This is a genomic window from Luteimonas granuli (genome assembly GCF_007795095.1).
Lineage (GTDB): Bacteria > Pseudomonadota > Gammaproteobacteria > Xanthomonadales > Xanthomonadaceae > Luteimonas > Luteimonas granuli.
The window spans coordinates 647946-666683 of record NZ_CP042218.1 but is presented as its reverse complement, the minus strand read 5'-3'; the positions used below and the strand labels follow the sequence as shown (position 1 = coordinate 666683).

At 71.3% G+C, this 18738-nt stretch carries 18 protein-coding genes and 1 pseudogene; 12 read left to right on the top strand and 7 right to left on the bottom strand.

What is annotated here, in order from left to right:
* The first annotated feature begins 12 nt into the window (after positions 1-12).
* A complete protein-coding gene (locus FPZ22_RS02995) occupies positions 13-699 on the top strand; it encodes a TonB family protein (protein WP_144890139.1) in 687 nt (228 codons plus the stop codon).
* A gap of 22 nt (positions 700-721) precedes the next feature.
* Here the strand turns inward: FPZ22_RS02995 and nth are convergent, their stop codons facing one another.
* Genes nth through FPZ22_RS02980 form a run of 3 tightly spaced genes read right to left on the bottom strand, consistent with a single transcriptional unit; the run spans position 722 to position 2630 of the window.
* Positions 722-1363, bottom strand: coding sequence for an endonuclease III (nth, locus tag FPZ22_RS02990; RefSeq protein ID WP_144893879.1), 642 nt, complete (start codon positions 1361-1363; stop codon positions 722-724).
* A 29-nt stretch (positions 1364-1392) separates the two neighbouring features.
* Entirely contained in the window at positions 1393-1848 is a 456-nt protein-coding gene (locus tag FPZ22_RS02985; protein ID WP_144890136.1) for a hypothetical protein, read from the bottom strand.
* Positions 1849-1850: 2 nt separating this feature from the next.
* The gene (locus tag FPZ22_RS02980) at positions 1851-2630 is read right to left on the bottom strand and encodes an enoyl-CoA hydratase-related protein (RefSeq protein WP_144890133.1); all 780 of its coding nucleotides are present in this window, start codon (positions 2628-2630) and stop codon (positions 1851-1853) included.
* A 176-nt stretch (positions 2631-2806) separates the two neighbouring features.
* Between FPZ22_RS02980 and FPZ22_RS02975 the strand changes: the two genes are divergently transcribed.
* The 3 genes and pseudogenes from FPZ22_RS02975 (at position 2807) to FPZ22_RS13745 (ending at position 5329) form a co-directional block, all read left to right on the top strand.
* Positions 2807-3517, top strand: a complete 711-nt coding sequence (locus tag FPZ22_RS02975; protein ID WP_144890130.1) for an FKBP-type peptidyl-prolyl cis-trans isomerase N-terminal domain-containing protein — start codon at positions 2807-2809, stop codon at positions 3515-3517.
* A gap of 133 nt (positions 3518-3650) precedes the next feature.
* Positions 3651-4472: pseudogene (locus tag FPZ22_RS13750) on the top strand (CoA pyrophosphatase).
* On the top strand, positions 4469-5329 hold the full coding sequence (locus FPZ22_RS13745; RefSeq protein ID WP_144890127.1) for a sulfurtransferase: 861 nt from the start codon (positions 4469-4471) through the stop codon (positions 5327-5329). The pseudogene FPZ22_RS13750 and the gene FPZ22_RS13745 overlap by 4 nt, the downstream one beginning before the upstream one ends.
* A 10-nt stretch (positions 5330-5339) precedes the next feature.
* On the opposite strand, the gene FPZ22_RS02960 is transcribed toward FPZ22_RS13745, so the two are convergent.
* Positions 5340-6098 carry an enoyl-CoA hydratase/isomerase family protein gene (locus FPZ22_RS02960; RefSeq protein ID WP_144890124.1) on the bottom strand — a complete coding sequence of 253 codons (759 nt, stop codon included), beginning with the start codon at positions 6096-6098 and terminating at the stop codon, positions 5340-5342.
* A gap of 43 nt (positions 6099-6141) precedes the next feature.
* Here FPZ22_RS02960 and FPZ22_RS02955 point away from each other — a divergent pair, with 43 nt between their 5' ends.
* Positions 6142-6618 (top strand): copper chaperone PCu(A)C, encoded by a 477-nt coding sequence (locus tag FPZ22_RS02955; RefSeq protein ID WP_144890121.1) that lies wholly within the window; start codon positions 6142-6144, stop codon positions 6616-6618.
* A 6-nt stretch (positions 6619-6624) separates the two neighbouring features.
* On the opposite strand, the gene FPZ22_RS02950 is transcribed toward FPZ22_RS02955, so the two are convergent.
* Both FPZ22_RS02950 and uvrA read right to left on the bottom strand, forming a co-directional pair.
* The gene (locus tag FPZ22_RS02950; protein WP_144890118.1) at positions 6625-7044 is read right to left on the bottom strand and encodes an acyl-CoA thioesterase; all 420 of its coding nucleotides are present in this window, start codon (positions 7042-7044) and stop codon (positions 6625-6627) included.
* Positions 7041-10001: an excinuclease ABC subunit UvrA gene (gene uvrA, locus FPZ22_RS02945; protein ID WP_144890115.1), complete on the bottom strand. Its 2961-nt coding sequence runs from the start codon at positions 9999-10001 to the stop codon at positions 7041-7043. The genes FPZ22_RS02950 and uvrA overlap by 4 nt, the downstream gene beginning before the upstream one ends.
* Before the next feature lie 268 nt (positions 10002-10269).
* Between uvrA and rplU the strand changes: the two genes are divergently transcribed.
* The 3 genes from rplU to cgtA all read left to right on the top strand — a co-directional run bounded on the left by rplU (position 10270) and on the right by cgtA (position 11996).
* Entirely contained in the window at positions 10270-10587 is a 318-nt protein-coding gene (gene rplU, locus FPZ22_RS02940; RefSeq protein ID WP_144890112.1) for a 50S ribosomal protein L21, read from the top strand.
* A gap of 12 nt (positions 10588-10599) precedes the next feature.
* On the top strand, positions 10600-10860 hold the full coding sequence (rpmA, locus tag FPZ22_RS02935) for a 50S ribosomal protein L27 (protein WP_144890109.1): 261 nt from the start codon (positions 10600-10602) through the stop codon (positions 10858-10860).
* A gap of 92 nt (positions 10861-10952) precedes the next feature.
* Positions 10953-11996: an Obg family GTPase CgtA gene (cgtA, locus tag FPZ22_RS02930; RefSeq protein WP_144890106.1), complete on the top strand. Its 1044-nt coding sequence runs from the start codon at positions 10953-10955 to the stop codon at positions 11994-11996.
* Positions 11997-12218: 222 nt separating this feature from the next.
* On the opposite strand, the gene rpsT is transcribed toward cgtA, so the two are convergent.
* The gene (rpsT, locus tag FPZ22_RS02925) at positions 12219-12488 is read right to left on the bottom strand and encodes a 30S ribosomal protein S20 (RefSeq protein WP_144890104.1); all 270 of its coding nucleotides are present in this window, start codon (positions 12486-12488) and stop codon (positions 12219-12221) included.
* Between the two features lie 308 nt (positions 12489-12796).
* On the opposite strand from rpsT, the gene murJ reads away from it, so the two are divergent.
* From murJ to lspA, 4 genes are all read left to right on the top strand, one after another.
* Positions 12797-14311 carry a murein biosynthesis integral membrane protein MurJ gene (murJ, locus tag FPZ22_RS02920; RefSeq protein WP_246120993.1) on the top strand — a complete coding sequence of 505 codons (1515 nt, stop codon included), beginning with the start codon at positions 12797-12799 and terminating at the stop codon, positions 14309-14311.
* A 122-nt stretch (positions 14312-14433) separates the two neighbouring features.
* Positions 14434-15384 (top strand): bifunctional riboflavin kinase/FAD synthetase, encoded by a 951-nt coding sequence (locus tag FPZ22_RS02915; RefSeq protein WP_144890101.1) that lies wholly within the window; start codon positions 14434-14436, stop codon positions 15382-15384.
* Between the two features lie 56 nt (positions 15385-15440).
* Positions 15441-18224: an isoleucine--tRNA ligase gene (ileS, locus tag FPZ22_RS02910; RefSeq protein ID WP_246120984.1), complete on the top strand. Its 2784-nt coding sequence runs from the start codon at positions 15441-15443 to the stop codon at positions 18222-18224.
* Entirely contained in the window at positions 18215-18712 is a 498-nt protein-coding gene (gene lspA / locus FPZ22_RS02905; protein WP_144890096.1) for a signal peptidase II, read from the top strand. Before ileS ends, lspA begins: the two co-directional genes overlap by 10 nt.
* Positions 18713-18738 lie beyond the last annotated feature (26 nt).

Here is an 18738-nt window from a genome sequence, read left to right as displayed (position 1 = left end):
GGGAGCACTGACATGCAGCGGATCGCGATCCCCCTTCTCCTTTCCCTGGCGCTGCCTTTCTCGGCGGTGGCATCCGACGCCCCGCCGCAGGCGACGCAGCAGGTCTACACCTACGCCGTGGCGCTTGACGCCGACGGCCGCATCGCCAGCCTGGAGCCGCACGGCGCCGTGCCCGGCGCCGCCAACGACGCCCTGCTCGCCGGGATCCGCGGCTGGGTGTTCAGCCCGGGCGACGTGGGGGCGGCATCGCGGACCTATCTCCGCGTCGTGGTCGAGGAGGCGGTCGGCGGCGGCTATGAGGTGATCTCGGCGACCACCGGGCCGGCGCTGGCGTCGATGACCCCGCCCGAATACCCCATGCGCGACCAGCTCGCCGGCAACGAAGGCATGGTGGTGCTGCGCCTCGAGGTCGCGCCCGATGGTTCGGTGCGCCGGTCCGACGTCCACGCGGCCACCGGCACCGTCTCGCGTGCGATGGCCAGCGCGGCGGCGAAGGCCTCGCGCGACTGGCGGTTCGCCAGCGAGCAGGTCGCCGGGCAGGCGGTGCCGTCCACCCTGCTGTGGCCGGTCTGCTACCTCGGTCCGTGGTCGTCGCCTTCGGCCTGCAGCTGGACCGGGCCGGACGCCCAGCGCTTCTCCAGCAAGAGCGTGCTGCCGCTGGACCCCACTGTCACCGTGAGCTGGACCGCGGCGCGCTGATCGCGCCCCTGCCGGCGGGCGCTCAGGCGCCGGCCGGTGTCTTGTCCGGGTAGGTGCAGAGGTCGCGGATCACACAGGGTCCGCACTCCGGACGGCGCGCCTTGCAGACATAACGGCCGTGCAGGATCAGCCAGTGATGGGCGTCCTTCAGGAATTCCTCCGGCACTCGTTTCAGCAGGCGGTCCTCGACGGCGCGCACGTCCTTGCCATGGGCCAGGCCGGTGCGGTTGGAGACGCGGAAGATATGCGTGTCCACCGCCATGGTCGGCTGTCCGAAGGCGGTGTTGAGCACCACGTTCGCGGTCTTGCGACCCACGCCCGGCAAGGCTTCGAGCTCCTCGCGCGTGCGCGGGACTTCGCCGCCATGCCGTTCCAGCAACAGCCTGGCCATGGCGGCCACGTTGGCGGCCTTGGCGTTGTAGAGGCCGATCGTGTTGATGTAAGGCTTGAGCCCTTCCTCGCCGAGCGCGGCGATCGCCGCGGGCGTGTTCGCCACCGGGAACAGCCGCCGCGTGGCCTTGTTGACGCCGACATCGGTCGCCTGCGCCGACAGCGTCACCGCCACCAGCAGCTCATAGGGCGTCGAGTACTCGAGCTCGGTGGCCGGCTTCGGATCGAGCTCGCGCAGGCGCCTGAACATTTCGTGCACATGCGCGGTGGGCATCACGCGCCCGCGCCGTTCGCGCGCGGCGCTCACGGGGACTTTCCCGATGCGCGCGCCCTGGCGCGGGCGAGCGCCGCGGCGGCCGTGGCGGGCAGGGCGGGGCGCGGCGGGACCGGATGCATGCCGGCGGAATCGGTCGCGGGCGGTGTATCGGCGTCGACGTCCACCGTCTCCGTATCCGTTCCCGCACTGCCGGCAGTGGTTCCGGCGAGCGCCTGAGGGCGCGCCGGTCGCGCCGCGCGTACGCGTTCGTCTGCGTTTCGCTGCAGCCGGGCTGCGCGGGTCCGGTGGCGGTCACGCGCGGCCCAGGCGGCGAGCAGCCGGTCGCGCGCGCCGGCGAGCGTTTGGTTGTCCGCGTCATCCAGGGCGTCCAGCGGTTCGAAGCGCGTCAGGCCGGCTTCGATCGCGGCGTCTAGCTCGTCCTCGCGCAGCAGCGCCAGCATGCGCCGCGCCGTCGCGGCATCGGGCACGTCGGGCCGGGACATGCTCAGCGGCCGTTGAATGCCGGTTTGCGGCGCTCGATGAAGGCGGTCATGCCTTCGCGCGCGTCCTCGGTGGCGAAGGCCAGGCCGAACTGTGCGCTTTCATACTCGAGGCCGTCGTCCAGGCCACACTCGCCGCCGACGTGGATGGCGTCGAGGATGCCCCGCATCGCCAGCGGCGCGTTGCCCGCCAGCTTCGCCGCCAGAGCCATGGTCTCCGCCTCGAGTTCCGCGGCGGACACCACGCGGTTGACGAGGCCGAGCTCGAGCGCGCGCGCGGCATCGACCGGCGCGCCGAGCAGGGTCAGCTCCAGGGCGGCCGCGCGGCCCACGAGGCGAAGCAGGCGCTGGGTGCCGCCGAAGCCCGGCAGCAGGCCCAGGGTGACCTCGGGCAGGCCGAGCTTCGCGGTGTCGGCGGCGATGCGCAGGTGGCAGCACATCGCCAGCTCGAGCCCGCCGCCCAGGGCGAAACCGTTGACCATCGCCACGACCGGCTTGGGCATGCGTTCCATGCGCCGCATCAGGCGCTGGCCGAGCAGGGAGAAATCGCGCGCCTGCACCGCGCTCAGCGACGACATCGCGGCGATGTCGGCGCCGGCGACGAAGGCCCGGGTGCCGCTGCCGGTGAGGACGACCGCACGCACGCCATCATCGTCCGCCGCGGCGTCGAAGGCGGCCTGCAGGGCCTCGAGCGTCGCCCGGTTCAGCGCGTTCAGCTTGTCCGGGCGATTGACGGTGAGGACGCGGACGGCGCCGTGGTCGGCGGCCAGGATGAGTTCGGACATGAAATTCTCGCGGTCGGAGCCGGCAGGGGAACTTCCCGGGCCGGTATGTGTCGGAAGCAGCGGTGTCAGTGGCGGTTAAGCACTGGGGCCAGTATCCTAGCGTGTCCAGACGGGGCGGCCAGGCCGCCCCGCCGCGTTCGGACCCAAACAATCCGTCTTTCCGGAGAGTCCCACGAATGAAGTTGCGCCTGCTCGCCGCCGCCGTCGCGGCCACCATGCTGGTCGCCGGCACCGCCGCCGCCCAGGACACCACCTCCGAGAAGGGGAAGCTCAGCTATGCGATCGGCTACAACACCGGCGCCGAGCTCGCCGAGCTGACCGCGCGCGGCGAGGCGGTCGACATCGACACCGTCGTCAAGGCCCTGCAGGACGCCTACGGCAAGAAGGAGCCGGCGGTGCCTGTCGACCAGCTGCGCACCGCGGTCGAGAACATGCAGAAGCGCCAGCAGGCCAAGATGGAGGCCGAGTTCAAGAAGCTCTCCGACGCCAACAAGGCGGCCAGCGACAGCTTCCTGGCCCAGAACAAGAGCAAGCCCGGCGTGCAGACGCTGCCCGGCGGCGTGCAGTACCGCGTGATCGAGGCCGGCAAGGGCGCCAAGCCGACCCAGGCCAGCGACGTCGCCCTGACCTACAAGGGCTCGCTGCCGGACGGCACCGTGCTGATCGACACCAACCAGGTGCCGGAGGGCCAGACGCCGGCGCCGGTCGAGCTGAAGGTCAGCCAGGTGCCGCTCACCGGCCTGCGCGAAGCGCTGCTGCAGATGCCGGCCGGTTCGCGCTGGGAGATCGTGCTCCCGGGCGACAAGGCCTACGGCACCGACATCCGCGCCGGCCGCATGGCCAACCAGGCGGTGGTGTTCGACGTCAAGCTGGTCAGCGTCAAGTGACCGCGGGGCGCCGAAGGGCGCCCGGCCATGGTGGTGGGCCGCATGTCCGAGGACAGACGCCCGCCCGTGTTCAAGGACGCGCCGGCCCATGCCGGCGCGTTTTCGTTTGGAGGCCCGCGATCCGGGAACGAGGATGGAGACCGCCTTCCGTGCCGTGCAGAGTCCCTGCATCGGCGTCTGCACCATCAACGACGACGGCCTGTGCGACGGCTGCCTGCGGACGCGCGATGAGATCGCCGGCTGGCTGGGGATGGACGACGCGCGGCGCGCGCACCTGATGGACAGCGTGCTGCCCGCGCGCGAGCTGCGGCGCGGCTGATGGCGCCCATGCCTGCCGACGCCGCGCTGCAGGCCGCGCTGGATCCGCCGAACGCGGTTCCGGTGGGACCGGCCTGGAACCTGGACGAACTGCGCGGCCTGCTGCCGCCGCGCGCCGCGCTCGCGGATGCCGCGGTGCTGGTGCCACTGGTCGGGGAGCGCGAGACCAGCGTCATCCTGACCCGCCGCGACGACGGCCTGCGCAACCACGGCGGACAGGTGAGCTTCCCCGGCGGGCGCGTGGATCCCGGCGACGCCGGTCCCCTGGCCGCTGCCCTGCGCGAAGCCGACGAGGAGATCGGGCTGCGTCCCGTGGACGTGAGCGTGCTGGGCTATCTCGACCCGCTCGCGACCGTGTCCGGTTTCCGCGTGCTGCCGGTGGTGGCGCGGATACCGGCGGATTTCGAGCCGCGGCCGCGGCCGGGCGAGGTGGCCGAGGTCTTCAGCCTGCCCCTGGCCTGGCTGATGGCGCCCGAGAACCTGGCACGGATCGCGATCCGCTTCGGCGGCCGCGAGCGCCATGTGCTGGAATACCGCCGCCATGCCGCGGCCCCCCCGGCAGCGCGTCTGGGGCGCCACCGCCTCGATCCTGTACAACCTGCGCCAGCGCCTGCTCGCGGCCGGAGGACTGCCATGAACCCATCGCCCCCGTGGACCACCCTGGTGTCGCCCGCGCAGCTGGCCGCGGCCCTGGACGACCCGATGCTGGTCGTCCTCGATGCGCGCTTCTCCCTGGGCGACCCGGGCGCCGGCGAGGCGGCGTGGCGCGAAGGCCATGTCCCGGGCGCGCGCTACGTGCACCTGGATCGCGACCTCTCCGGCGCGCACGTCCCGGGCGCGGGGCGCCATCCCTGGCCCGACGCCCGCGCCTTCGGCCGCAGCCTGGGCGCGCTGGGCATCACGCCCGGACACCAGGTGGTGGCGTACGACGCCGCCGACGGCGCCTTCGCCGCGCGCGCCTGGTGCCTGCTGCGCATGGCCGGCCACAGGCGGGTGGCGGTGCTGGACGGCGGCTTCGCCGCCTGGCGGGCGGAAGGCCATCCCGTGGATGGAACGGTCCCGGAGGCGGAGCCGGCGCCGCCGTATCCGGTGACGTTCGACCAGACGCGGCTCTTCGACGCGGCGCGCGTGCAGGCGCACCTCGACGCCGGCGGTCTGCTGCTGGACGCACGCGGCGCCGAACGCTTCCGTGGCGATGCCGAGCCGATCGATGCACGCGCCGGCCACGTCCCGGGCGCGACCTCGCGCCCCTATGCGGAGAACCTCGCCGACGGGCGCTTCAAGCCGCGCAGCGAGCTTGCGGAGGAGTTCGCCGCGCTGCCCGGAGGGGGGAACCCCTTGCGGACGGTGGCGATGTGCGGCTCCGGCGTCACCGCCTGCCACCACCTGCTGGCGATGGCGCATGCAGGGCTGGAAGGTGCCGGGCTGTACACGGGCTCCTGGAGCGGCTGGATCGAGGATCCGGCGCGCCCGGTCGCCACCGGGCAGGACTGACCGGGCGGCGCTATTTGCCGAGGCGCGCGACCAGAGCGCGCAGGCCGGCCTGGGTGTCGGGATCGTTCCAGGCATCGATGAAGGTGTCGATGTCGATGCGCGCCGGATCCAGTGCGGCATGCAGGTCGGCGCGTGCGATCAGGCGCGTGCGCAGCACCGGCGTGCGCGGCAGCGCCAGCAGCGCCTCCAGCCAGGCGCAGGCGGCCTCCACCACCTGCCCGGGTCCGGCGAGCGCGTCGACCAGCCCGAGTTCGAGCGCGCGCGCGCTTTCCACCAGCTCGCCGCCGACCAGCAGCCGCTCGGCGCGATGGGGGCCGACCACGCGGCGCATCAGGTGCTGGATGCCTTCCGGCGCGACCAGGCCGACCTGGGTCTCGTTGAGGCCGATGCGGAACGCGCCTTCGGCCATCACCCGGTAATCGCAGCACAGCGCGAGCACGCAGCCGCCGGCCGGCGAATGGCCGGTGATCGCGGCCGCCACCGGCACCTCCGAGGTCGCCAGCGCGCGTGCCGCATCGAGAAACCCGGTCCAGGCCGCGCCCAGCGCCTCGCGTGAATCCAGCGACAGCAGGTGGGGCACGTCGAGTCCGGCGGAGAACACCTTCTCGCCTCCCGACAGCACCAGGCCGTCGGCGCCGGCGGCGATCGCGGCCGGGACGGCGTCGGCCAGCGCCCGGCACAGCGCGGGATCGAGCGCGTTGACCGGTGGGCGCGCCAGCCTGAGCTCGGTGATCCGGCCGTGGTCGATGGTCTCGATGAGGGTGGTCATGCGCATGCGGTCCTGCGTGCCGGGGAGGCCTATCATAGGGCGCATGGCCGATCTCCTTCGCATCGTGCTTTCCTTGGCGCTGCTGTGCGCCGCGACGACCGCTTCCGCCGCGGACGAGGGGCGAGGCGGCGCGCCGGCCGATGCCGCCTGCACGCCGCGCGTCGTCGACGGCTGGCTGCGTCCGCCGCCGATGCCGATGCCGATGATGGCCGGCTTCGCCCGCATCGAGAATCCGTGCGCGGGCGACGTCACCGTCACCGGCGCGCGCAGCGATGCGTTCGAACGCGTCGAGCTGCACGAGACGCGGGTGGTCGACGGCGTCAGCCGGATGCGGGCGGTGCTGGAACTGCCAGTGGCCGCGGGCTCCGAAGCCGTGCTGCGCCCCGGCGGCCTGCATCTGATGCTGATGCGCCCCGCCTCGCCGCTGGCGGCGGGCGACACGGTGCGGGTCGAGCTGGAACTGGGGGACGGGCGCCATATCGGCGCCGACTTCGAGGTCCGCGCTCCCGGCTCGCGCTGACCGCGGTCAGCCGGCGGCCATCCGGCGCACGGCCTCCGGCAGCGGCACCGGGCGGCCGCTGGCGCGATCGATCCAGACCATGACCACGTGCCCGTCGGCGTGCAACGTGGCGCTGTCGGCGCCGATGATGCGGTGGCCGAGGGTGACGCTGCTGGTCCCGATGCGGTCGGCGGTGAGTTCGACCACGATCGATCCGGGGTAGGCGATCGGGCTGCGGTAGTTCATCTGCACCGCGGCCAGCAGCGGCGCGGTGGCATCGGTCACCCAGTCCTCGTCCAGCGACTCGAACCAGCGGATCCGCGCCTCCTCCAGGTAGGTCATGAAGGTGGCGTTGTTGACGTGGTTGAAGGCGTCGAGGTCGCGCCAGCGCAGTTCGATGGGCAGTCGGTGCAGCACGTTTCCGTGTTCGTCGGGAGTCCGGTTCATGCGTTCGGCGTCGTCCTGGCCTTGCGGCGGCGGGTGGGGGTGCCGGTCTTGCCCTTGGAGCGCAGGCGGGTGGTCTTTTTCGCCGCCGCCGGCGCGGCGGGGCGTGCCGCACCGTCGGCGAGCAGCCTGGCGAGGAAGCGTCCGGTGTGCGACTGCGGCATGGCCGCGAGCTCCTCGGGAGTGCCCTCGGCGATGATCTCGCCGCCGCGGTGGCCACCGTCGGGGCCGAGGTCGATCACGCGGTCCGCGGTCTTGATCACGTCGAGGTTGTGCTCGATGACGACGACCGTGTTGCCGTCGTCGCGCAGCTTGTGCAGCACGCCCAGCAGGTGGTCGATGTCGTGGAAGTGCAGGCCCGTGGTGGGTTCGTCGAGGATGTAGAGCGTGCGTCCGGTGTCGCGGCGCGAGAGCTCCTTCGACAGCTTCACGCGCTGGGCCTCGCCGCCGGAGAGCGTGGTCGCCGACTGTCCGAGACGGATGTAGCCCAGCCCCACGTCGGCCAGGGTCTCCAGCTTGCGCGCGAGCGCCGGCACGGCATGGAACAGTTCCAGCGCGTCCTCGACGGTGAGCTCGAGCACCTCGTGGATGTTCAGGCCCTTGTAGCGGATCTCCAGGGTCTCGCGGTTGTAGCGCTTGCCCTGGCAGACGTCGCAGGGGACGTAGACGTCGGGCAGGAAGTGCATCTCGACCTTCAGCAGGCCGTCGCCCTGGCAGGCCTCGCAGCGGCCCCCGCGCACGTTGAAGCTGAAGCGCCCCGGACCGTAGCCGCGGGCGCGCGATTCCGGCACCTGCGCGAACAGCTCGCGCAGCGGCGTGAACAGGCCGGTATAGGTGGCCGGGTTGGAGCGCGGCGTGCGACCGATCGGCGACTGGTCGATGTCGACCACCTTGTCGAACAGGTCCAGGCCCTGCACTTCGCGGAACGGAGCCGGCTTGTGCGAAGCGCCGTTGATCTCGTTCGCCGCCAGCGCATACAGGGTGTCGTTGATCAGCGTCGACTTGCCGGAGCCGGAGACCCCGGTGACCACGGTGAACAGCCCGCTGTGGATGGTGAGGTCCACGTCCTTGAGGTTGTTGCCGCTGGCGCCGAGCAGGCGCAGCTCCATCCCCGCGGCCGGCGCGTGGCGGGTGGCCGGCACCTCGATCCGTCGCTTGCCGGACAGGTACTGCCCGGTCAGCGAGCGCGGCTCGGCCAGGATGTCCTCGTAGCGACCCTGGGCCACGACTTCGCCGCCGTGCACGCCGGCGCCGGGGCCGATGTCGACCAGATGGTCGGCCAGGCGGATGGCGTCCTCGTCGTGCTCGACCACGATCACGGTGTTTCCGAGGTCACGCAGGCGGGTGAGGGTGCCGAGCAGGCGCTCGTTGTCGCGCTGGTGCAGGCCGATCGACGGCTCGTCGAGCACGTACATCACGCCCACCAGTCCGGCGCCGATCTGGCTGGCCAGGCGGATGCGCTGGGCCTCGCCGCCCGAGAGCGAATCGGCCTTGCGCTCGAGCGTGAGGTAGTCGAGGCCCACGTCGACCAGGAAACCCAGGCGCTCGCGGATCTCCTTGACGATGCGGGCGGCCACCTCCCCGCGCCACCCGGGCAGCTCCAGCTGCCGGAAGAACGCCAGTGCCTCGCCGATCGGCAGCACGACGATCGAAGGCATGGCGCGGTCGGCCACGAACACGTTGCGCGCCGAACGGTTGAGCCGCGCGCCGCCGCAGTCGGGGCAGGGCTGTTCGCTGATGTACTTGGCGAGCTCCTCGCGCACCGCCGCGGACTCGGTCTCCCGGTAGCGGCGCTCGAGATTGGGCACGATGCCCTCGAAGCGGTGGCTGCGCTTGCTGCGCACGCCGCTCTCGGTCACGTAGGTGAACGCGATGCGTTCCTCGCCGCTGCCGAAGAGCACGGCCTGGCGCACCGCGTCCGGCAGCTCGTTCCAGCGGGTGTCCACCTCGAAGCCGTAATGCTTCGCCAGCGAGGCGATCAGCTGGAAGTAGTAGTGGTTGCGGCGGTCCCAGCCGCGCACCGCGCCCGCGGCCAGCGACAGCTCCGGATGCACCACCACGCGCACCGGGTCGAAGAACTGGCTCACGCCCAGGCCGTCGCAGGTGGGGCAGGCGCCGGCGGGCGCGTTGAACGAGAACAGCCGCGGCTCCAGCTCGGGCAGGGCGTAGTCGCAGACCGGGCAGCTGTAGCGCGACGAGAACAGCAGCGGCGCGACCGCGTCGTCGTCCAGCACCCGAACCTCTGCCATGCCGTCGCCGAGCTTGAGCGCGGTCTCGAAGGACTCCGCGAGTCGCTGCTGCATGTCCTCGCGCACCCGGAAGCGGTCGATCACCGCCTCGATGGTGTGCTTCTGGCGCAGGGCGAGCGGCGGCACCGCGTCGATCTCGTGCACCACGCCGTCCACGCGCACGCGCACATAGCCCTGGGCGCGCAGCTGCTCGAAGACCTGGGCGTGCTCGCCCTTGCGTTCGCGCACCACCGGCGCCAGCAGCATCCAGCGGCGCTCGGCGCTGGCCGGATCGTCGGCCAGTGCCATGACCTGGTCGACCATCTGGCTGACGGTCTGCGCCTCGAGCGGGTAGTGGTGGTCGGGGCAGCGCGGCTGGCCCACGCGGGCGTAGAGCAGGCGCAGGTAGTCGTAGACCTCGGTGATCGTGCCCACGGTCGAGCGCGGGTTGTGCGAGGTCGACTTCTGCTCGATCGCGATCGCCGGCGACAGGCCCTCGATCTGGTCGACGTCGGGCTTGTCCATCACGCTCAGGAACTGCCGGGCGTAGGCCGACAGCGACTCGACGTAGCGGCGCTGGCCCTCGGCGTAGATGGTGTCGAAGGCCAGCGAGGATTTGCCCGAACCCGACAGGCCGGTGACCACGATCAGGCGGTCCCGGGGCAGGTCGAGGCTGATGTCCTTGAGGTTGTGGGTGCGTGCTCCGCGGATGCGGATGAGGTCCAGCGCCATCGGGTGTCCGGGGGAAAAGGGGGGAGGAAGGCGATCAGCCAGCCTACCGAGCCCCTTGGATGGGGGCAATCGGCCCCGATCTCCAGAAGCGTGGCCCGTCGTGGCCCGTCCGCGGGGGGCAGCGAACGCGCGGCCCGGTCCAGTCGGGCCACGTCCGCCGCGGCCTGGACCCGGATTGACTCCAAGTCATTGGCCCAGCTAGAATTCCGCTTCTGTCCGCCCTCGATGGCGGGCAGGCGACCACAATAACTACAGAGGAAGTCTGGTCATGTACGCAGTCCTGGTAACGGGCGGCAAGCAGTACCGCGTGATGCAGGGCGAGACCCTGCGCGTCGAGCTGCTTGACGTCGAGGCCGGCAAGGAGATCACGTTCGACAACGTGCTCATGCTCGGCGATTCCGATGGCATCAAGGTCGGCGACGCGCTCAAGGGCGCCACCGTCACCGCCACCGTCAAGGGCCACGGTCGCGCCGACAAGGTGCGCATCGTGAAGTTCCGCCGCCGCAAGCACCATCGCAAGCAGATGGGCCACCGGCAGCACTACACCGAAATCGAGATCACCGGCATTGCCGGTGGCAGCAAGTAAGGAGCAGCAGCCATGGCACATAAAAAGGGCGTAGGTTCCTCGCGCAACGGCCGCGACTCCAACCCGAAGTACCTCGGCGTGAAGATGTACGGCGGCCAGGCGATCGACGCCGGCAACATCATCGTCCGCCAGCGCGGCACCCAGTTCCACCCGGGTTCGGGCGTCGGCCTCGGCCGCGACCATACCCTGTACGCGCTGATCGACGGCAAGGTCGAGTTCACGACCAAGGGGCCGAAGAAGCGCCGCACCGTGAACGTGATCGCCGAGGCCTGAGCCTCGCGCCACGTTCCGTGAAGGGCCCCGCTCAGGCGGGGCTTTTCGTTTCCGCAACGTCGCTCCTTTCCGCACCGGACGCAGCCCGAGCCATGAAACTTGTAGATGAAGCCGAAATCACCGTCATCGCCGGCAACGGCGGCAACGGCTGCGTGGGCTTCCGGCGCGAGAAGTTCATCCCGCTGGGCGGACCGGACGGCGGCGACGGCGGGGACGGCGGCGACGTCTGGCTCGAGGCCACGCGCAACCTCAACACCCTGGTCGACTTCCGCCACCAGCGGATGTTCCGCGCCCAGCGCGGGCAGGACGGCATGGGCCAGCAGCGGTATGGAAAGGGTGGCGACGACACCGTGATCCTGGTGCCGGTCGGCACCCAGGTGGTGAACGTCGACACGGACGAGCTGATCGGCGACCTGGTGGCCGATGGCGACCGTCTGCTGGTGGCCCGCGGCGGCAAGGGCGGCCTGGGCAACATGCATTTCAAGAGCTCGGTGAACCGCGCGCCGCGCCAGTCCACGCCCGGCACGGAGGGCGAGCGGCGCGAACTGCGCCTGGAGCTGAAGCTGCTGGCCGACGTCGGCCTGCTGGGCTTCCCCAACGCCGGCAAGTCGACGCTCATCCGCGCGGTGTCGGCGGCCACGCCCAAGGTCGCGGACTATCCGTTCACCACGCTGTATCCGAACCTGGGCGTGGTCAGCGTGGAGCCCGCGCGCAGCTTCGTGATCGCCGACATCCCGGGCCTGATCGAGGGCGCCGCCGACGGCGCCGGCCTTGGCGCGCTGTTCCTGCGCCACATCCAGCGCACCCGCCTGCTGCTGCACCTGGTCGAGGTCGAGCCGCTGGACGGCTCGGACGCCGCCGACCAGGTGCGGGCGATCGAGCGCGAGCTGGAGAAGTTCGACGCCGGCCTGATGGACAAGCCGCGCTGGCTGCTGTTCAACAAGGCCGACCTGCTGCCGGCGGAAGACGCTCGTGCCCATGCCGAACGCGTGGTCGCCGAGCTCGGCTGGACCGCGCCCTGGTTCATCGTTTCCGGCCTCGCGCGCGAGGGCACGCGCGACGTGATGCTGAAGATCCAGGCCTTCCTCGACGAACAAGCGCGCGACGCCGTGGGAGCCGACCCCGTCGAAGGCTGAGCCCGGCCGCGCAAAGCTTTTTTGCCACGGATGAACGCGGACAAAAGCAAATCTACGCGGATGAGGCCGGAGCAAAACGCATCTTCAAGGGCTTTTGCCCTATCCGCGTGGATCCGCGTTTTTCCGCGTGAATCCGTGGCAAATGCTTTTCATGCTTCTCGCGCGCAAACGAAAAGCCCGGCTTGGGCCGGGCTTCCGGGCGTCGCGGAGCGGGCTGCTGCCTCAGGCGGCCTTGATCGCCTTGATACGCGCGATCAGGCGGCTCTTGTGGCGGGCGGCCTTGTTCCTGTGGATCAGGCCGCGGGCGCTGAAGCGGTCGAGCAGCGGCTGCGCGGCGTTGAAGGCCTCCTGCGCGCCCGCTGCGTCGTTGGCGTCGAGCGCCTTCAGCACTTTCTTGACGGCGGTGCGCATCTGCGAACGCTGGCTGTTGTTGCGCAGGTTGCGCACGACGGCCTGCTTGGCGCGCTTCTTGGAGGACTTGATGTTGGCCACGATGGGATCCTGGAAACGGGTGTAAAGTTGGAATTCGGGTCGAGCGAGCCGGAAATTATGGGGGAATCAGGGGCTTGCGTCAAGAATCGGGTCCAAGGCGAGTGGCGGGCATGAACGGGACCGTCCGGGACAGCTCGGAGGGGCCGGGCGAGGGCGGGCGGACGCCTCCGGACGCGTCCTGCGCAGGGCTCGATCCGGCGGCGACGATGCCCGCCGCCGGTGCCCCGGCCGGGCAGGCCGCCGGTCCTCCGGGTGGCGGCGGTCGTCGCGGTGGCGGGCTGCTGCGCTCGACCGCGGTGTTCAGCGCGATGACCCTGCTGTCGCGGATCGCCGGGTTCCTGCGGGACGCGCTGCAGTCGCGCGTGTTCGGCGTCTCGGTGGCCATGGACGCCTTCGTCATCGCCTACCGCATCCCGAACTACCTGCGGCGGATCTTCGCCGAGGGTTCGGTGCAGATGGCCTTCGTGCCCGTGTTCAACGAACTGCGCGAACGCGGCGACCAGCGCGCGCTCAAGGAGTTCCTGGATGCGATGGCCGGCGCACTGCTGGCCACCGTACTGGTGTTCGCGGCGGTCGGGATGCTGGCGGCGCCGCTGCTTGCGCGGCTGTTCGCCCCGGGTGCGATCGATGATCCCGCGAAGCTGGAGCTGATCGCGGACATGCTGCGCATCACCTTCCCCTACCTCGTCTTCATCTCGCTGATGGCGCTGGTGGCCTCGGTACTCAACAGCTTCGGCCGCTTCGCGCTGCCGGCGGCGACGCCGGTGCTGCACAACCTGGTGATGATCGCGGCCATCGTCTGGGTGTCGCGATACTTCGAGGAGCCGGTGATGGCCCTGGCCTGGGGCGTGCTGGTGGCCGGTGTGCTGCAGCTGGCGGTGCTGTGGCCGGCGCTGGGCCGGCTGGGGCTGCGGCCGCGCTTCAGGCCGGGCTTCAGGCACCCCGACGTGCGGCGGGTGGCGAAGCTGATGGTGCCGACGCTGTTCTCGTCCTCGGTGGCACAGCTCAACCTGCTCGTGGGCACGGTGTTCGCGTCGCTGCTGGTCACCGGCAGCCAGACCTGGCTGTACCTGTCCGACCGCCTGGTGGAGTTCCCGCTGGGCCTGTTCGGCGTGGCCATCGGTACGGTGATCCTGCCGCACCTGTCGCGCCGCCACGCGGCGGAGGACGGCGAGGGCTATGGCGCCGCGCTCGACTGGGCGCTGCGCATGGCGCTGCTCGCCGGCGTGCCCGCGGCGATCGGCCTGCTGCTGCTGGCGGAGCCGCTGACCGCGGTGGTCTACCAGGGGGGCCGCTTCACCCCGCACGACACCCGCATGGCGGCCATCAGCCTGGCGGCGATGAGCATCGGCGTCCCGGCGTTCATGCTGACCAAGGTTCTGGCCCCGGCGTTCTATGCCCGGCAGGACACGAAGACGCCGATGCGCGCGGCGATCATCACCGTCGTCGCCAACGTACTCATGACCATCGCCTTCACCACGCCGCTCTGGTTGTGGCAGGTGCCCGGCGCGCACGGCGGCATCGCCCTGGCCACGGGGCTGGCGGGAATCGTCAATGCCTGGCTGCTGTGGCGCTACCTGAAGCGCGCCGGCCTCATGCGGCCGCAGCCGGGCTGGGGCGTGTTCTGGCTGCGGCTGGCCGTGGCCTGCATGACGATGGCCGCGGCGGTGGTGGCCCTGCGCATCTGGATCGGGGACTGGACGGCGATCGAGAGCCTGCTGCTGCGGGCGGCACTGCTGCTGGCGGTGGTCGCCGCGGGCGCCCTGGCCTACGCCGCCGCGATGCTGGCGCTGGGGCTGCGGCCGCGGGACCTGCGCCACTGAGTCAGCGCCCTGTCGGACCTCCGTCGCGGGCAGGGGGCGCCGCGCCGCCGCCGGTATACTTGCAGGCCGACCCCGGTCGGGCCTGCTGCCGCCGGCGGCAGCGCCACACCATCCTGGATCCCATGAAGCAGCTGTTCCGCGACGTCGACGGCGGGCCCCTGTGCCCCGAAGGCAGCGTGGCCTGCATCGGCGCCTTCGACGGCCTGCATCTGGGCCACCAGGCGCTGGTGCGCCATGCCGCCGGGCGCGCGCGCGACCTCGGCCTGCCGCTGGTGGCGCTGAGCTTCGAGCCTCTGCCCAGGGAGTTCTTCTCGCCCGCAGCGCCGCCACCGCGGCTGATGCTGCCGCGGGCGCGCGTCGAAGGCCTGTGCGGCCTCGGTGCCGACCTGGTGGGCCTGCTGCGCTTCAACCGCGCGTTCGCAGCCATGACGCCGGACGACTTCGCCGAGCGCGTGCTGGCCGGTCGCCTTCGCCCGCGCGAGGTCTGGGTCGGCCCCGGCTTCCGCTATGGCAACCGCCGCGCCGGAGACCTCGGCACCCTGCAGGCCGCGGGCGCGCGCCTGGGCTTCACGGCCGGGGAAATCGAGCCGGTGCGGCTCGATGGCGAGCGGGTGTCCAGCACCCGCATCCGTGCCGCTCTGGCCGTCGGCGACTTCACCGCCGCGGCGCGCCTGCTCGGCCGTCCCTACGCCATCGGCGGGCGCGTGGTCCGCGGCCGCGAGCTCGGGCGGACGCTCGGCTTCCCCACCGCCAACCTGCGCTTCGGCGGCAGGGTGCCGGCCCTGCAGGGCATCTACGCGACCCGAGTGCACGGCGTCGGCGACGCGCCCTGGCCTTCGGTGTCGAGTTTCGGCACCCGGCCGACGGTGGACGGCGTCGAGCCGCTGCTGGAGGCCCACCTGTTCGACTTCGACGGCGACCTGTACGGTCGTCGCATCGAAGTGGAATTCGTCGCGCGGCTGCGCGACGAGGAGAGGTACCCCGACCTGCCGACCCTGGTCGCGCAGATGGAGCGCGACGCCGTCCGGGCGCGCGAGATACTGATGCAGACCCCGCAGCGAGCGACCGCGTGACCGACGACAGCCAGCGCTACAAGCACACCATCCTCCTGCCCGAGACCGCATTCCCGATGCGCGGCGACCTGCCGAAGCGGGAGCCGGACACACTGGCGCGCTGGGAGGCCGAAGGCCTGTACCAGCGCCTGCGCAGGCATGCCGCGGGTCGCCCGCGCTTCGTGCTGCATGACGGCCCGCCCTATGCCAACGGCGCGATCCACCTCGGGCACGCGGTCAACAAGATCCTGAAGGACATCATCGTCCGCTCGAAGACGGTCGCCGGTTTCGACGCGCCCTACATCCCGGGCTGGGACTGCCACGGCCTGCCGATCGAGATCGCGATCGAGAAGAAGCACGGCCGCGTCGGTGCGAAGCTTGACGCGGCGGCCTTCCGCCAGGCCTGCCGCGAGTACGCGCTGTCGCAGGTCGACCTGCAGCGGAAGGACTTCAAGCGGCTGGGCGTGCTCGGCGACTGGGAGGATCCGTATCTCTCGCTCGATCCGGGGTTCGAAGCCGACGAGATGCGCGCGCTGGCGAAAGTGATCGACAACGGCCACCTGGTGCGCGGCGCGAAGCCCGTGTACTGGTGCTTCGACTGCGGCTCGGCGCTGGCCGAGGCCGAGATCGAATACCAGGACAAGGTCTCGCCGGCGGTGGACGTGGCGTATCCGGCGCGCGATCCCGCGGCGCTGGCGCGCGCCTTCGGCGTCGTCCTGCCCGGGGGCGTCGAGCTCGCGGTGCCGATCTGGACCACCACGCCGTGGACGCTGCCGGCCTCGCTGGCGGTGTCCCTGGGGCCGGAGATCGGATACGCGCTGGTCGAAGGGCCGGCGCACGCGGGCCGCGCGCGCTGGCTGGTGGTGGCGTCCTCGCTGGCGTCGAAGGTGCTGGCACGCTACGGGGTGGACGAGGTGCGGGTGCACGGCCATGCCGCCGGTATCGCGCTCGAGGGCCAGCTGCTTGCGCATCCGTTCTACGGCGAGCGCGACATCCCCCTGATCACTGGCGGCCACGTCACCGACGACGACGGCACCGGCGCCGTGCACACTGCGCCCGGCCACGGCCAGGAGGACTTCGCCGCCGCGCAGCAGTACGGCATCCTCGAGCGCTACACGGCGGCGCAGATGAACCCGGTCGACGCTCGCGGCGTGTATCTGCCCTCGACGCCCGCGGCGGACGGGACCGGACTGGCCGGCATCCACATCTGGAAGGCCAACGACGCCATCGTCGACGCCCTGCGCGCCAGCGGCGCGCTGCTGGCGCTGGCGAAGATCGAGCACAGCTACCCGCACTGCTGGCGCCACCGGACGCCGGTCGCGTTCCGCGCCACGCCGCAGTGGTTCATCTCGATGGACAAGGCGGGGCTGCGTCGTGACGCGCTGGCCGCGATCGAGGGCGTTGAATGGTTCCCGGCCTGGGGCGAAGCGCGCATCGCCGGCATGGTCGAAGGGCGCCCGGACTGGACGATCTCGCGCCAGCGCACCTGGGGCGTGCCGATCGCGCTGTTCGTGCACCGCGAGACCGGCGAGCCGCACCCGCGCTCGAGCGATCTGATGCGTGCCGCGGCGGACCGGGTGGAGCAGGGCGGCATCGACGCCTGGTTCGACCTCGATCCGGCCGAGCTGCTGGGCGAAGAGGCCGCGGACTACGACAAGGTCACCGACATCCTCGACGTCTGGTTCGACTCGGGCGTCACCCACGAATGCGTGCTCGCCGCGCGCGGCCTGGGCAAGCCGGCCGACCTCTACCTGGAGGGTTCGGACCAGCACCGGGGCTGGTTCCAGTCGTCGCTGCTGACCGGCATCGCCATCGACGGCGCGGCGCCGTACCGGCAGTGCCTGACCCATGGCTTCACCGTCGACGAGCACGGCCGCAAGATGTCGAAGTCGCTCGGAAACGGCATCGAGCCGCAGGAGATCATGAAGACGCTGGGCGCGGATATCCTGCGCCTGTGGATCGCCTCGGCCGACTACAGCAACGAGATGTCGCTGTCGAAGGAGATCCTGAAGCGCAACGCCGACGCCTACCGCCGGATCCGCAACACCGCGCGCTTCCTGCTCGGCAACCTGCACGGCTTCGATCCCGCCGTGCACCTGGTGGCCCCTGGCGACATGGTCGCCCTGGACCGCTGGATCGTGCACCGCGCCTGGGAAGTGCAGCAGAAGATCGTCGATGCCTGCGCACGCTACGACTTCGCCGAGGTGGTGCAGCTGCTGATGAACTTCTGCAGCGTGGACCTGGGCTCGCTGTACCTCGACGTCACCAAGGACCGGCTCTACACCATGCGCGAGGACTCGCGCGGCAGGCGCAGTGCGCAGACAGCGATGTACCACGTGGCCGAAGCCTTCGTGCGCTGGATCGCGCCGATCCTGGCGTTCACCGCCGACGAGATGTGGGGGCACCTGCCGGGCGCGCGCGAGGACAACGTGGTCTTCGCCACCTGGTACACGGGCCTGGCGCCGCTCGACGAGCACGCACCGCTGTCGGCGCGCGAGTTCGACGAGCTGCTGCGCCTGCGCGAGCAGGTCGCCAGGGTGCTGGAACCGATGCGCGCCAGCGGCGCCATCGGCGCGGCCCTGGATGCGGAGATCACGCTGGCCTGCGGCGTGGCCGACCAGAACCGGCTTTCCGGCCTGGTGGACGAACTGCGCTTCTTCTTCATCAGCGGCGACGTCGCCCTGGTGGTGGACGACGCGGCGCGCGAGATCACGGTCGCCGCCGCGCCCACCGGCAAGCCCAAGTGCGTGCGCTGCTGGCAGCGGCGGGCCGACGTCGGCGCGGTCGAGGCGCATCCGCAGCTGTGCACGCGCTGCGTCTCGAACGTGGACGGTTCCGGGGAGGAACGCCTGTGGTTCTGAAGCCCCGGCCCAATGCGCTGCCCTGGCTGCTGGTCTCGCTGCTGGTGCTGGTGCTCGACCAGGTCAGCAAGCAATGGGTGCTGGCCAGTCTGCCCGAGTACACGCCGATCCCGGTGATCGAGGGCTTCTGGAACTGGTACCGCACGTACAACACCGGGGCCGCCTTCAGCTTCCTGTCCGACGCCGGCGGCTGGCAGAAATGGTTCTTCACCGCGCTCGCCCTCGGCATCAGCGGGCTGCTGGTGGCCTGGCTGGCCCGTACTCCGCGCGCCGACTGGCGCACGGCCCTGCCGTTCTCGCTGGTGATCGGCGGTGCCATCGGCAACGTCATCGACCGCCTGCAGCACGGGCACGTGATCGACTTCATCCAGTGGCACTGGCGCGATCTTTACTGGCCGGCCTTCAATCTCGCCGACTCGGCCATCGTCGGCGGGGCGATCGGCATCGCCCTGTTCGGGATCCTGGCGCCCGGGAAGCCGCGGGCCTGAGCCCGGCCGCGGGGGTAGAATCACGG

Coding starts and splice junctions, on each gene's coding strand:
- FPZ22_RS02950 (WP_144890118.1), bottom strand. CDS start 7,044: ATGAACCGGACTCCCGACGAACACGGAAACGTGCTGCACCGACTGCCC.
- uvrA (WP_144890115.1), bottom strand. CDS start 10,001: ATGGCGCTGGACCTCATCCGCATCCGCGGAGCACGCACCCACAACCTC.
- rpmA (WP_144890109.1), top strand. CDS start 10,600: ATGGCACATAAAAAGGGCGTAGGTTCCTCGCGCAACGGCCGCGACTCC.
- FPZ22_RS02985 (WP_144890136.1), bottom strand. CDS start 1,848: ATGTCCCGGCCCGACGTGCCCGATGCCGCGACGGCGCGGCGCATGCTG.
- rplU (WP_144890112.1), top strand. CDS start 10,270: ATGTACGCAGTCCTGGTAACGGGCGGCAAGCAGTACCGCGTGATGCAG.
- murJ (WP_246120993.1), top strand. CDS start 12,797: ATGACCCTGCTGTCGCGGATCGCCGGGTTCCTGCGGGACGCGCTGCAG.
- FPZ22_RS02980 (WP_144890133.1), bottom strand. CDS start 2,630: ATGTCCGAACTCATCCTGGCCGCCGACCACGGCGCCGTCCGCGTCCTC.
- nth (WP_144893879.1), bottom strand. CDS start 1,363: ATGCCCACCGCGCATGTGCACGAAATGTTCAGGCGCCTGCGCGAGCTC.
- FPZ22_RS02915 (WP_144890101.1), top strand. CDS start 14,434: ATGAAGCAGCTGTTCCGCGACGTCGACGGCGGGCCCCTGTGCCCCGAA.
- FPZ22_RS02960 (WP_144890124.1), bottom strand. CDS start 6,098: ATGACCACCCTCATCGAGACCATCGACCACGGCCGGATCACCGAGCTC.
- FPZ22_RS02975 (WP_144890130.1), top strand. CDS start 2,807: ATGAAGTTGCGCCTGCTCGCCGCCGCCGTCGCGGCCACCATGCTGGTC.
- FPZ22_RS13745 (WP_144890127.1), top strand. CDS start 4,469: ATGAACCCATCGCCCCCGTGGACCACCCTGGTGTCGCCCGCGCAGCTG.
- ileS (WP_246120984.1), top strand. CDS start 15,441: ATGCGCGGCGACCTGCCGAAGCGGGAGCCGGACACACTGGCGCGCTGG.
- FPZ22_RS02955 (WP_144890121.1), top strand. CDS start 6,142: ATGGCCGATCTCCTTCGCATCGTGCTTTCCTTGGCGCTGCTGTGCGCC.
- cgtA (WP_144890106.1), top strand. CDS start 10,953: ATGAAACTTGTAGATGAAGCCGAAATCACCGTCATCGCCGGCAACGGC.
- FPZ22_RS02995 (WP_144890139.1), top strand. CDS start 13: ATGCAGCGGATCGCGATCCCCCTTCTCCTTTCCCTGGCGCTGCCTTTC.